Below are 12951 nucleotides of genomic sequence, written 5' to 3' on the forward strand. Positions count from 1 at the left end.
ATGGTCACGGTGACGGAAGAGATGGTCGCGGCCTACCAGCGCGACGGGGTGGTGCTGGTCAAGGGCCTGTGGGCCGACTGGGTCGAGATGCTGCGGGCCGGGATCGCGCGCAACATGGCGGCGCCGACGCATCAGATGGCGACGCTGAAGCCGGGCGAGCCGGGCTATTTCTTCGACGACTACTGCAACTGGCAGAAGGTCCCCGAATTCGCGGCGGTGATCCGGCAGTCCGGCGTGGCCGAGGTGGCGGCCAGGCTGATGGGCTCGGACCGGGTGCAGATGTTCCACGACCATGTGCTGGTGAAGGAGCCGGGCACGACGAAGCCGACGCCCTGGCATACCGACGGGCCGTATTACTTCGTCGAGGGCAGGCAGACGGTCAGCTTCTGGTCGCCGATGGACCCGGTGAAGGAGGCGGCGCTGCGCTGCGTCGCGGGTTCGCACCTGTGGGAGAAGGACGTGCTGCCGACGCGCTGGATGTCGGAGACGAACTTCTATCCCGGCGAGGACGACTACATGGCCGTCCCGGACCCGGAGGCCGAGGGGATGCGCATCCTGGAATGGGAGATGGAGCCGGGGGATGCGGTGGCCTTCAACTTCCGCACCCTGCATGGCGCGCGCGGCAACACTGCGGCGACGCGGCGGCGGGCCTTTTCCTTGCGGCTGGTGGGCGAGGATGCGCGCTATGTCGAGCGGCCGGGGCCGACCTCGCCGCCGTTTCCGGGGCATGGGATGCAGCCCGGCGAGCGGCTGCGCGAGGACTGGTTCCCGGTGCTGCGGGCGGGCTGAGGCGGCGCGCAACTGCCAAAGTTGCGCGGGTGGATCCTGCGGGAGCCTCCGGCGGGGATATTTTAGCCAGTATGAAAGCGCGAGGTGGCGCTGACCCCCCGCCGCGGGCCCGTCTTGCGGGGGGAGGCGGGGGGCCTTTCACACTGGACGGTCATCGGCGTCCCCGCCTGTACCGTGACTCCAGTCTGGACCCGATTCCTTTCATACTGGTTAAAATATCCCCGCCGGAGGCTCTGACCCTTTTGCCGGGTGCGGGGTCGGCAGAAGGGGGGCTGTCGCCGCTGCCGGGTGGTTGCTATGAAGGCGGCAGGAGATGCCCGCATGACCCAGCCCGAATTCCGCGCCGAAGCCCGGCCGAAACGCTATCCGCCGCCCGAGTTCCCGCCGCGCCGCCCGGCGCTGTTCGCGCGGATGCCGCCGGCGGTCTTTCCTTCGATCCTGGGGCTGCTGGGCCTTGCGCTCGCGGTGCGGCTGGCGCTGGGGCGGCTGGGCCGGGATCCGGGGCCGGGGGACCTGCTGGCGGGGGTTGCCGTGGCGCTCTGGGCCTTTGCGGCTTTCGCCTATGGCATGAAGCTCGTGCGGCGGCCGGGGGTGGTCGTGGAGGAGCTGCGGACCCTGCCGGGACGCTCGGGGCTGGCGGCGTCGACGATGGGGGGCATGGTCGCGGCGGGGCTGGTCGCGGCCTACAGCATACCGGCGGCGGCGGTCCTCCTGGTGCTGGCGCTGGTGTGCCACGGGGTGCTGGCCATCCTCCTTCTGCGCCTTCTGCTGGGCCTGCCGCCCGAGGCGCGGGCGGTGAACCCGACGCTGCACCTGAGCCTGGTGGGCATCATCGTGGGCGCCGCGCCGGCGCTGGCGGTCGGCTGGGGCTGGCTGGCGGAGGCTTTGTTCTGGGTGGCCCTGCCCATCGCGGCCGCGATCTGGGCGCTGAGCCTGCGGCAGTTCCTGGCCGCCGCGCCGCCGGCACCGCTGCGGCCGTTGCTGGCGATCCATCTGGCCCCGGCGGCGCTGCTCGGATCGGTCGCGGGCCTGCTGGCCAAGCCGGAACTCGGCTTCGTCTTCGCCGGGCTTGGCGTGGTCTATGCCATCCTGCTCGTGGTCGCGGGGCGCTGGCTTCTGGCGGCGGGGGTCTCGGCCTTCTGGGGCGCCTTCACCTTTCCGCTTGCCGCGCTTGCGACGGCGCTGATGGTCAATGGCGGGGTCTGGTTCTGGCCGGGGGTCCTGCTGACCGCTTTGGTGTTGGTGGTCATTCCGCTGATCACCTGGTGGGTGTTGAAACGCTGGCCGGGCGGCAGGTTGGCGGCGGCGACGAACGCGGCCGAGGCCTGAGGGGCCGGCCGCCGGGGGGGTCACCCCCGGACCCCGGAGCGTTCGTCCCAAGAGGAACGGGGGCGGTCAGGCGATCAGGCCGACCCAGGCGCGGGCGAGGGCGAGGCCGTGGGCGTCGGCTTGCGCGCCGCGGGTGGCGGCCAGCGCGTCGTGGCGGCTGGCCCAGCCGGGGGAGGTCTTCTCGACGAGGTCCGGGAAGGTGCGCGACCAGTCGCGGACCACGGAGCGGCTGGCCTCGAAATGGAACTGGGTGCCATAGGTCGCGCGGCCGAGGCGGAAGGCCTGATGCGGCGCCACCCGGCTGGTCGCAAGATGCACCGCGCCCTGGGGCAGGGTGAAGGTGTCCGAATGCCACTGGAAGATCGGGAAGGTCTCCGGCACGGCGGAGAGGACCGGGTCGGCGCGCCCGGCCCCGGTCAGGGTGACGTCGGTCCAGCCGAATTCGGGCGCGATGCCGAGGTGGTTCTCGCCGCCGAAGGCGCGGGCGAGGAGCTGGGAGCCGAGGCAGATGCCGAGGACCGGCTTGTCGGCCTGGCTGAAGGCAGCCATGAGGTCGGCGAGCCGAGGCAGGTAGGGATGGGTATGGTCGTCGGTCGCGGCCTGCTCGCCGCCGAAGACGACAAGGGCGTCGGCCTCGATCCTGTCGGGCAGCGGCTGGCCGGACCAGGGTTTCCACAGGTCGATCAGCGCCGCCGCCTCGTGCAGCGCGACGCCGAGCTGGCCGTGGTGGGTGATCCTTGTGTTCTCGATGATGGCGACGCGCATGGGATCCCTCGGGCTGACGGGGGTAATCTGCATGGGGCGCGGGTGCGTGCAAGGGGAGGATTTGCCCTTGCGCACAAGCGCGGGGCGTGAAATGGGGAACCGCCAAACGATGCTTGCTCCCGGAGGGAAAACCCATGGAGATTCGTGAGGCTCTCACCTTTGACGACGTGCTTCTGGTGCCCGGCGCATCGAGCGTCCTGCCGTCGGATGCGGATACCTCGACCTTCGTGACGAAGGCGATCCGGATGAACATCCCGCTGTTGTCGTCCGCGATGGATACGGTCACCGAAGGCCGGATGGCGATCGCGATGGCGCAGGCGGGGGGGATCGGGGTGATCCACCGCAACCTCGACCCCGAGGCGCAGGCGCGGGAAGTCAGCCGGGTGAAGCGGTTCGAGAGCGGCGTGGTCTACCAGCCGATCACGCTGACGCCGGACCAGACGCTGGCGGATGCCAAGGTGCTGATGGAACGCTACTCGGTCACCGGCTTTCCGGTGGTGGACGAGGTGGGCCGGGTCCTGGGGATCGTGACCAACCGCGACATGCGCTTTGCCAGCGACGACAAGACCCCGGTGCGGGTGATGATGACCGGCGAGAACCTGGCGATGCTGCGCGAGCCGGTGGACCGGGCCGAGGCGATTTCGCTGATGAAGGCGCGGCGGATCGAAAAGCTTCTGGTGACCGACGGGCGGGGCAAGCTGACGGGGCTTCTTACGCTGAAGGATACCGAGAAATCGGTGCTGAACCCCAATGCCTGCAAGGATGAGATGGGGCGGCTGCGCGTGGCGGCGGCCTCGACCGTGGGGGATGCGGGGTTCGAGCGGTCGCAGGCGCTGATCGACGCGGGCGTGGATCTGGTGGTGATCGACACGGCGCATGGCCACAGCGAAGGGGTCGCGAAGGCGGTCGAGCGGATCAAGAAGCTGTCGAACACGGTGCAGGTGGTGGCGGGTAACGTCGCCACGGCCGAGGCGACGCGGGCGCTGATCGGGGCGGGCGCGGATGCGGTGAAGGTGGGGATCGGGCCGGGCAGCATCTGCACGACGCGGATCGTGGCGGGCGTGGGCGTGCCGCAGCTGACGGCGATCATGGATTCGGCCCGCGCGGCGGGCGATGTGCCGGTGATCGCGGATGGCGGGATCAAGTTCTCGGGCGATTTCGCCAAGGCGATCGCGGCGGGGGCGTCCTGCGCGATGGTGGGCAGTGCGATCGCGGGCACGGATGAATCCCCCGGCGAGGTGATCCTGTGGCAGGGGCGGTCGTTCAAGGCCTATCGCGGCATGGGCAGCCTTGGCGCCATGGCGCGGGGCTCGGCCGACCGCTATTTCCAGAAGGATGCGGCGTCCGACAAGCTGGTGCCGGAAGGGATCGAGGGGCAGGTGCCCTACAAGGGCAGCGCGGCGGCGGTTATCCACCAGATGGTCGGCGGCCTGCGCGCGGCGATGGGCTATACCGGCTGCGCGACGGTGGCCGAGATGCGCAGCCGTTGCCAGTTCGTGCGGATCACCGGGGCGGGGCTGAAGGAAAGCCATGTCCATGACGTGCAGATCACGCGCGAAAGCCCGAACTACCGCATCGGCTGAGCGGGAGCCTGCCCGGGCGGCAGGCCCGCTCTGGCCGCTGGCCTTGGGCCCGGCGAGGATCTCGTCAAGCCCGGCCCGCAGGCTGCCTAGCCGCCCCAGGTGTCCGAGAGGGTGAAGCCCAGGGGGAAGGGGTCGGTCGGATCGAGGCCGATCTGGCTGATGCCGTAGATCCAGCCCTGGCCCGAGACGCGGTTGCGGGTGGCCTTGTAGGGGCCGACGCGGGTTTCCTCGACGAATTCCGTCACGAACTCGCCGCCGATGATCGAACGCGAGATCACCTTGTCGCCGGGTTGCGCCAGGCCGCGGGCGTGGCGGGTGGCCATGTTGGAATTCGATCCGGTGCCGCAGGGCGAGCGGTCGGCGCGGCCGGGGCGCAGCGTGGTGCAGGTGCGCAGGGCGCCGTCGGGCTCCTCGGCGCGGAACATGACATAGGAGAGGCCGTTCAGCGCCGGAGTGGTCGGGTGGAGCGCGGGTTCGACCGCGGCGATGCGGTTGCGCAGCTCGACCCCGATGGTGGCAAGCTGGCGGGCGTTTTCCGGCGCGATGGCCAGGCCGATGCGGTCCGCGTCGATCAAGGCATAGAAGACGCCGCCGAAGCAGAGGTCATAGGGCACGGCGCCCCATTCGGGCGTGTCGATCACCGCACCTTGTTTCGCGACGAAGGCAGGCGGCATGTCGAGCGTGACCTTGACCACCTTGCCGCCCTGGCAGGTGGCGGTGGCCCGCACCAGCCCGGCGGCGGTGTCGAAGGTGACCTGGCTTTCCGGCTCGGCCATCGGCAGCATTCCGGTTTCCAGAAGCGCGGTGGTGGCGCACATCGCGTTCGAGCCGGACATGGCATGCGCCTGGTCGGGCTGCAGCACGATGAAGCCCACATCGGCCGCCGGGTCGCAGGCGGGGGTCAGGAGGCAGAAGGACCCAGCCGGGCCCGAGCGCGGTTCCGAGCAGAGCCAGCGGCGCAGCGTGTCGTCGACCCGGTTCAGGTGGGCCAGCTTCTCGGCCATGGTCGCGCCGGGGATGTTCAGCACGCCCCCGGTGATGACGCGGCCGATCTCGCCTTCGCAATGGACGTCGACGGTCTGGATCGTGCGGCTGAAACGCATTCTCTCCCCCTCAGAACCTGTTGACCCGGTAGGGCGCGAGATCGACGGCGGGCTTCGCGCCGGTGATCAGCTCTCCCATCAGCCGGGCGGTGGTGGCGGCATGGGTGACGCCAAGATGCCCGTGTCCGGTGGCGTAGAACAGGCCCGGCGTGCGGGCGCTCGCGGAAAGGATCGGCACGGTGTCGGGCAGGGCCGGGCGGTGGCCCATCCATTCGGTGAAGTCCTCGCATGCCAGGTTGGGCAGGGCTTCCTTCGCGCGCTTCACGGTGATCCTCGCGCGGCGGTAGTCGGGGGCTGCGTCGAGGCCCGCCATCTCGACCGTGCCGCCGACGCGGATGCCGCCTGCGGTGGGCGTCACCATGAAGGCACGGGCGGGCCAGATGATCGAATGCCTCATCGTGATGCCGGGGGCCATGATCTGGGTATGGTAGCCGCGCTCGGTCTCGAGCGGGATCGGCTCGCCCAAGGCGCCGGCCAGCCGGGCCGAGAAGGCCCCGGCGGCGATCACCACCTCGTCGGCGGGCAGGCGGCGGCCATCCGCCAGCACCACCTCGCGGATGCGCTCGGAGCGGGTGAAGCCGGTGACCTCGCCACGTTCGATCCGCCCGCCAAGCGCGGTGAAGCGGTCGGCGAGGGCGAGGACCAGCCTGTAGGGGTCCTTCAGCGAGCGGTTCTGCGGGAAGAGGACGGCGAGGCCGATCCGCTCCGACAGTTCCGGCTCCAGCGCCTTGATCGCCTGCCGGCCGATGACCTCATGCGGGAAACCGAAGCGTTCGAGGATCTCGATATGGTCGCGGTCGGCCTTGAACTCGGCCTCGTCGGTGTAGAGGGAGAGACAGCCCTGCTGGCTGATCTGGTCCGAGAGCCCGGTCTCGCGCAAGAGGTCCAGCGTATCGTCCAGCGCGCGGGCGCAGAGGGCGGCGCCCTGCGCCTCCAGCTCCCGCAGCTTCGTGGGCCGCGAGGCGGCGATGAAGCGCAGGAACCAGGGCACCAGCTTCGGCATGTAGCCGGGGCGCACCCGCACCGGGCCTTCGGGATCGAGCATCCAGCCGGGGATCTGCTTCCAGACCGAGGGGCGCGAGGCCGGCATGAACTCGGTCACGGCGATGCTGGCCATGTTGCCGAAGGAGGCGCCCTTGCCGGGCGCGTCGCGGTCGAGGAGGACGACCTGACGGCCGCGCTTGCGCAGGTCGTGCGCGATGGCGGTGCCGATGATGCCCGCCCCGACGACGACGGTCGTCATGGCCTGTTCGCTCCGGCCAGCGTGACCATGGTCTATCTCCAGTTCAGGATCGGCTGCATCGCGGCGGCGAACTCGGCCTTCTCGGCCTCGGTCAGCGGGCCGAAGGGCATGCGGCAGTCGCCGACGGGATTGCCCTGCAACTCGCAGCCATATTTCAGCTTCTGCACGAACTTGCCGGATTCCAGCACGTTCATCGCCGGCCAGAGCGCCTGCATGATCTCTTTCGCGCGGGCGTGGTCGCCCGCCCGGAAGGCCGCATCCATCTCGCAGACCGGCCTGGCCATGCAGTTGGCCGGGCCGCAGATCCAGCTGTCCGCACCCCAGTGCATGAAGTCCCAGGCGATGTCGTCCGAGCCGGAGACGAGCTGGATGCGCCCCGCATAGCGCGTGGAGATGCCGATGGCCCGCTGCATCACGCCCGAGCTTTCCTTGATCCCGATCACGCGCGGATTGTCGGCCAGGGCATCCAGCGCCTCGTATTCGATCTCCACCCCGTCCTTGCCGGGGTAGGAATAGAGGACGATGTTCATCTCCGTGGCGTCGATCACCGCGTTGAAATGGCGGATGATCTCGGCCTGAGTCGGCTTGGTGTAGAAGGGCACGGCAAGGAGGACGGCGTGGTAGCCCATCTCCCGGGCCCGACGGGTGTTCGCGATCACCCCGGCGGTCGAGGGCGCGTTGGTTCCGGCGATCAGCGTCTCGCCCGGCCTGGCGAAATCCTTGACGAAACGCAGAACCTGGTCACGCTCGTCATCGTTCATCAGGTTGTATTCGCCGGATGAGCCGCAGGGCACCCAGCCCGAAACGCCCGCCGCGCGCAGCATGGTCAGGTGGCGCTCGAAAGCGGCGAAGTCGATCTTCCCCCCGGCATCGAAGGGGGTGACGAGTGCAGGCATCACGCCGGACAGTTTCATTCGGAGCCTCCTTCAGGGAATCGATATGTCGTCAGGTTGTCGACAGGATTCTGCCGACACTCTGCCGACAGGTCAAGAAGAACAATCTGTCGACAAGATCGGCGCCGGGGTCTAGGCAGGGCGCAAGGCGAAGGAGCGGGCGATGGACGAGGACGGCGAAGGCAGGCGGGTGCGGGGAACGGGGTCGCGGCTGTGCTACGACACGCTCAGGCACGAGATCCTGTCGCTGGTGCTGCAACCGGGGCAGCTTCTGGACGAGACGACGCTGGCGGAGCGGTTCGCCATGTCGCGCTCGCCGGTGCGCGAGGCGCTGATCCGGCTGGCGGGCGAGGATCTGGTGGTGATGCTGCCCAACCGCTCGACCATCGTGGCGCCGATCGACGTGCAGGCCTTTCCGAAATATGTCGAGGCGCTGGACGTGGCGCAACGGATGAACACCCGGCTGGCGGCGGAACTGCGGTCCGAGGCCGACCTGCAGGCCATCGCGGCGCGGCAGGCGGAGTTCGAGGCGGCGGTGGCGACGGGCGACCATCTGGCGATGTCGGGGGCGAACAAGGCCTTCCACATGGCCATCGCGGTGGCGGGGCGGAACCCCTATCTGGCGGCGTTCTACGAGCGGCTTCTGGATCAGGGGCGGCGGATGCTGCACCTGCATTTCGACTATCTGGAGCGGACGAACGACGGCTATCTGCTGACCGACGAGCATCGACTGATGCTGGAGGCGATCCGCGACCGCGACTCGGACCGGGCCGATGCGCTGGCGCATTCCCATACCCGTCAGTTCCGCGACAATTTCCTGCGCTTCATGCAGGAGAACCATCTGCAGGCCGTGCCGCTGGGGGCGGGGGCATGACGCCGGGGGCGCGGGCCGCTGCGGCGATCGGGGTGCTGGACCGGGTGCTGGCGGGCGAGGCGGCCGAGAAGGCGCTGACCAACTGGGGCCGGGCCAGCCGCTTCGCGGGGTCGGGGGACCGGGCGGCGGTGCGGGATCTGGTCTATGACGCGCTGCGGCAGCGACGCTCGGCGGCGGCGCTTGGCGGGGGCGAGACGGGGCGCGGGCTGGTGCTGGGCCTAATGCGCGCCAGCGGGCAGGAGGCCCTGTTCTCGGGCGAGGGCCATGCACCCGCGCCGCCCGCGGCGAGCGAGGCGGGCCGGGCGCCCGTGGGGGCCGAGGTGCTGGATCTGCCGGACTGGCTTGTGCCCGAGCTGGAACGGTCGCTGGGCGAGAGGCTGGCCCCGGTGGCCGAGGCCTTGCGGGCGCGGGCGCCGGTGTTCCTTCGGGTGAAGCTTGCGCGAGGGACGCTGGTCGGGGCGCAGGCGGCGCTGGCGGGGGAGGGCATCTTGACCCGCCCGCACCCTCTGGCCGACACCTCGCTGGAGGTGGTGGAGGGCGCGCGCCGGGTGCAGGCGTCGGAGGCCTACCGGACCGGGCTGGTCGAGTTGCAGGATGCCTCCTCGCAGGCCGTGGTGGCGGCGCTGCCGCTGGCGGAGGGGATGCGGGTGCTCGACCATTGCGCCGGCGGCGGTGGCAAGACGCTGGCGATGGCGGCGCGGGCGAAGCTGCGGCTTTGGGCGCATGATGCCGCGCCAAGGCGGATGGCCGACCTGCCCGAACGGGCGCAGCGGGCCGGGGTGAAGGTGACGCTGACCGAGCGGCCCGAGGCGAGCGCGCCTTACGATCTGGCGCTGGTCGATGCGCCCTGTTCCGGCTCGGGCAGCTGGCGGCGCGATCCCGAGGGCAAGTGGCGGCTGACGCCGGCGCGGCTGGCGGAGCTGGTGGGGATCCAGGCGGCGATCCTGGACCGGGTCGCGCCGATGGTCGCGCCGGGGGGGTGGCTTGGCTATGCCACCTGCTCGCTGCTGCGGGTGGAGAACGGCGATCAGGCGCAGGCTTTCCTGGAACGGCATCCCGGCTGGCGGCTGGAGGCGGAACGGTCGTTCACCCCCCTGGAGGGGGGCGACGGCTTCCATCTGGCGCTTTTCCGGCGATCCTGACGCTGCCGTCACAGCCTTGACGGGAAACCCGCCACTCACCATGCTCCGGTCAGGCTCTTGTTAAGCTTTGGTTAACCCGTTTTCGCCGATTGTCGCGGGGCAGGACGGCGAGAGGTAAGTGGTGGAGGCGCAGGTGGGGGAATTTCGGCGGCTGGGCCAGTGGACGGCCGGAAGCCTGGCCGTGCTGGTCGCCTCGGGGTTGGCGCTGATCGCGGTCGCGGGCTTCTCGGCGCCGGGCGAGAGTGGCGGGCTGGCGCTGATCGGGCTTACGCTGACGCTGGCAAGCCTGGTCGTGGGCGCGGTGATCTGGCAGCAGACCTCCGACAGCCGGGCCGAGCGCATGCGCGCCTTCAGCCTGGTCGCCGACGATGCCGCCCCCTGTTTCATGACCGATGCCGAGGGCGTGCTCCTGTTTCGCAACCAGGCGGCCGAGGCGGCCTATGGCCCGGATGCGCACAGCCTGCTGGCGGTGCTGGGCAACCGGGTGGTGGATCCGGCGGCGCTGCTTTACCGGCTGCAGAAGCGGGCCGAGGCCGAGGGCGCGGCGCGGCAGGACATCGCGGCGCGGGACGGCGCGTTGCGGATCGGCGTGCACCTGTCGGGTGCAGGCCACTTCTTCTGGCGGATCGACCGTTTCGGCGAGGCGCCGACGATCCTGAACCTGACCGAGCCGGTGGAGCGGCCGAAATGCGGCGGCACGGATCTTGAGGATGTGCCGGTGGCGCTGATGGTCTTCGGGCCGGACGGGGTCTTGCGGGTGGCCAACCGGGCCGCGCGCGACCTGATGTGGCAGGGCGAACTGCGCGCGGCCATGTTCCACGACATCTTCGAGGGGCTGGGCCGCCCGGTCTCGGACTGGCTGGCCGATGTGGCGGCCGGGCGCCATCCCGGCGGGGCCGAGGTCCTGCGGGCGCGGCGGGCCGGCGAGGAAAGTTTTCTGGAGGTCACCCTGCGGCGCTATGTCGATGGCGGTCGGGTCGGCGCGCTGGCGGTGCTGAACGACGCGACGCGGCTGAAGACGCTGGAGGCGCAATTCAACCAGAGCCAGAAGATGCAGGCGATCGGCCAGCTGGCCGGCGGGATCGCGCATGATTTCAACAACCTCCTGACCGCGATCTCGGGCCATTGCGACCTTCTGCTGCTGCGCCATGGCCAGGAGGATCCGGAATATGCCGATCTGGAACAGATCCGGCAGAACGCCAACCGTGCGGCGGCGCTGGTGGGGCAGCTTCTGGCCTTTTCGCGCAAGCAGACGCTGAAGCCCGAGCGGTTGGATCTGCAGGATGTGCTGGCTGACCTGACCCATCTTCTGAACCGGCTGGTGGTGGAGCGGGTGGGCCTGACGCTGGCCCATCGCGGGCAGGAACTGGGCAAGGTCCTGGGCGAGATCCGGGCCGACAAGCGGCAGTTCGAGCAGGTGCTGATCAACCTCGTGGTCAATGCCCGCGACGCGATGCCGAATGGCGGCAGCATCCGCATCGAGACCGAGCCGGTCACCCTGGCCGAGCCGCTGAAGCGCGACCGCGCCTCGGTTCCCGCGGGGGATTACTCGGTGATCCGGGTAAGCGACACCGGCATCGGCATCGCGCCCGAGCAGATCCAGCACATCTTCGAGCCCTTCTACACCACCAAGCGCCTGGGCGAGGGGACCGGGCTGGGCCTCTCGACCGCCTATGGCATCGTCAAGCAGTCAGGCGGATTCATCTTCGTCGATTCGGTGCCGGGGGTGGGCACGACCTTCACGCTTTACTTCCCGGTCAGCGACGGGGGCGAGCACGAGCTTGCGCCCGAGGCCCAGGTCCGTCGCCTGCCCTCGCGCCAGGGCGAGGGGGTGGTGCTGCTGGTCGAGGACGAGGCCCCGGTCCGCGCCTTCGCCAGCCGGGCGCTGCGGCTGCGGGGCTATACGGTGCTGGAGGCCGCGAATGCCGAGGAGGCGCTGAAGACGCTGGAGGACCCGCGGCTGGAGGTCGATGTCTTCGTCACCGATGTGGTGATGCCGGGGCTGGACGGCCCCTCATGGGTGAAGCAGGCGATCGAGCGGCGGCCGAACGTGCGGGTGGTCTTCGTCTCGGGCTATGCCGAGGATGCGCTGAGCGAGGACCAGTCGCGCATCCCCAATTCGGTCTTCCTGCCGAAGCCCTTCAGCCTGAACGAGCTGACCCAGACCGTGCAGGGCCAGTTTCACTGATGGCGCAGAAGCCGCGCGACCTCGGGGGCGAAATAGGTGAGGATGCCATCGCAACCGGCGCGCTTGAAGGCCAGGAGGCTTTCGACCATCGCCTTCTCGCCGTCGATCCAGCCGTTCAGCGCCGCGCCCCGGATCATCGCATACTCGCCCGAGACCTGATAGGCGAAGGTCGGCGCGCCGAAGGTCTGCTTCACCGCCGCGCAGATGTCGAGATAGGGCATCCCCGGCTTCACCATGACCATGTCCGCGCCCTCGGCCAGGTCGCGGGCCACCAGGCGCAGGGCCTCGTCGCGATTGGCGGGGTTCATCTGGTAGGTCTTCTTGTCGCCTTTCAGCGCCCCGGTCGCCCCCACCGCGTCGCGGAACGGGCCGTAGAAGGCAGAGGCGTATTTCGCGGCATAGGAAAGGATCGAGACGTCCTTGTGCCCCGCCCCCTCCAGCGCCTGGCGCATGGCGAGGATCCGGCCGTCCATCATGTCCGAGGGGCCAAGGATGTCCGCCCCCGCCTCGGCCTGCACCAGCGCCATCCTGACCAGCGCCTCGACGGTCTCGTCGTTCAGGATCACCCCGTCCACCACCAGCCCGTCATGGCCATGCGCATTGTAGGGATCGAGCGCGACGTCGGTCATCACCGCGATCTCCGGCACCTGGGCCTTGATCGCCCGGATCGCCCGGTTGGCGAGGTTCTCGGGATTCCAGGCCTCGCGGCAGTCGGCGGTCTTCTTCGCCGGGTCGGTATAGGGAAACAGGCAGATCGCCGGGATGCCGAGATCGGCCGCCGTCGCCGCCGCCTCGACCACCAGATCGACCGAAAGCCGTTCCACCCCCGGCATCGAGGCGACGGGCTCGCGCAGAGTGGTGCCGTCGCGGACGAAGACCGGCCAGATCAGGTCCTTGACGGAAAGCCGGACCTCCTGCGTGAGGTCGCGCAGCGCGGCGGTGCGGCGGGTGCGGCGGAACCGGGCGAGGGGAAACGGGGCTGAGGCGGGCAGCATCGGCTGACTCCTTTGGCGGGATGGCAAGGCAGGGCTTGCGACTTCGG

11 protein-coding genes are annotated in these 12951 nt (G+C 69.9%); 6 read left to right on the forward strand and 5 right to left on the reverse strand.

The annotated features are described in order from the left end of the window. Positions 1-789 (forward strand): phytanoyl-CoA dioxygenase family protein, encoded by a 789-nt coding sequence (locus tag ACE3UA_RS07965; protein ID WP_374643887.1) that lies wholly within the window; start codon positions 1-3, stop codon positions 787-789. 321 nt (positions 790-1110) lie between these two features. Then, positions 1111-2118 (forward strand): tellurium resistance protein, encoded by a 1008-nt coding sequence (locus ACE3UA_RS07970; protein WP_374643888.1) that lies wholly within the window; start codon positions 1111-1113, stop codon positions 2116-2118. Positions 2119-2184: 66 nt separating this feature from the next. On the opposite strand, the gene ACE3UA_RS07975 is transcribed toward ACE3UA_RS07970, so the two are convergent. Continuing rightward, positions 2185-2883: a type 1 glutamine amidotransferase gene (locus ACE3UA_RS07975; RefSeq protein WP_374643889.1), complete on the reverse strand. Its 699-nt coding sequence runs from the start codon at positions 2881-2883 to the stop codon at positions 2185-2187. A gap of 134 nt (positions 2884-3017) precedes the next feature. Here ACE3UA_RS07975 and guaB point away from each other — a divergent pair, with 134 nt between their 5' ends. Beyond that, entirely contained in the window at positions 3018-4466 is a 1449-nt protein-coding gene (gene guaB / locus ACE3UA_RS07980; RefSeq protein WP_374643890.1) for an IMP dehydrogenase, read from the forward strand. 86 nt (positions 4467-4552) lie between these two features. On the opposite strand, the gene ACE3UA_RS07985 is transcribed toward guaB, so the two are convergent. The 3 genes from ACE3UA_RS07985 to ACE3UA_RS07995 are packed head-to-tail and all read right to left on the reverse strand — an operon-like array spanning position 4553 to position 7726. Continuing rightward, on the reverse strand, positions 4553-5569 hold the full coding sequence (locus ACE3UA_RS07985; protein WP_374643891.1) for a proline racemase family protein: 1017 nt from the start codon (positions 5567-5569) through the stop codon (positions 4553-4555). A 10-nt stretch (positions 5570-5579) separates the two neighbouring features. Further along, positions 5580-6812, reverse strand: a complete 1233-nt coding sequence (locus ACE3UA_RS07990; protein ID WP_374643892.1) for an NAD(P)/FAD-dependent oxidoreductase — start codon at positions 6810-6812, stop codon at positions 5580-5582. Between the two features lie 32 nt (positions 6813-6844). Next, positions 6845-7726, reverse strand: a complete 882-nt coding sequence (locus ACE3UA_RS07995) for a dihydrodipicolinate synthase family protein (protein WP_374643893.1) — start codon at positions 7724-7726, stop codon at positions 6845-6847. 142 nt (positions 7727-7868) lie between these two features. On the opposite strand from ACE3UA_RS07995, the gene ACE3UA_RS08000 reads away from it, so the two are divergent. The 3 genes from ACE3UA_RS08000 (at position 7869) to ACE3UA_RS08010 (ending at position 11909) form a co-directional block, all read left to right on the forward strand. Beyond that, a complete protein-coding gene (locus tag ACE3UA_RS08000) occupies positions 7869-8579 on the forward strand; it encodes a GntR family transcriptional regulator (protein WP_374643894.1) in 711 nt (236 codons plus the stop codon). Beyond that, positions 8576-9721 (forward strand): RsmB/NOP family class I SAM-dependent RNA methyltransferase, encoded by a 1146-nt coding sequence (locus ACE3UA_RS08005; protein WP_374643895.1) that lies wholly within the window; start codon positions 8576-8578, stop codon positions 9719-9721. The genes ACE3UA_RS08000 and ACE3UA_RS08005 overlap by 4 nt, the downstream gene beginning before the upstream one ends. Positions 9722-9920: 199 nt before the next feature. Further along, on the forward strand, positions 9921-11909 hold the full coding sequence (locus ACE3UA_RS08010) for an ATP-binding protein (RefSeq protein WP_374644087.1): 1989 nt from the start codon (positions 9921-9923) through the stop codon (positions 11907-11909). On the opposite strand, the gene hemB is transcribed toward ACE3UA_RS08010, so the two are convergent. After that, complete coding sequence (gene hemB / locus ACE3UA_RS08015; protein ID WP_374643896.1) at positions 11903-12904, reverse strand: porphobilinogen synthase; 1002 nt, start codon at positions 12902-12904, stop codon at positions 11903-11905. The two genes, ACE3UA_RS08010 and hemB, sit on opposite strands and share 7 nt — an antisense overlap. Positions 12905-12951: the final 47 nt, after the last annotated feature.

Origin of the sequence: Tabrizicola sp., assembly GCF_041919135.1 — a bacterium.
In the GTDB taxonomy this organism is placed as follows: Bacteria; Pseudomonadota; Alphaproteobacteria; order Rhodobacterales; family Rhodobacteraceae; genus Tabrizicola.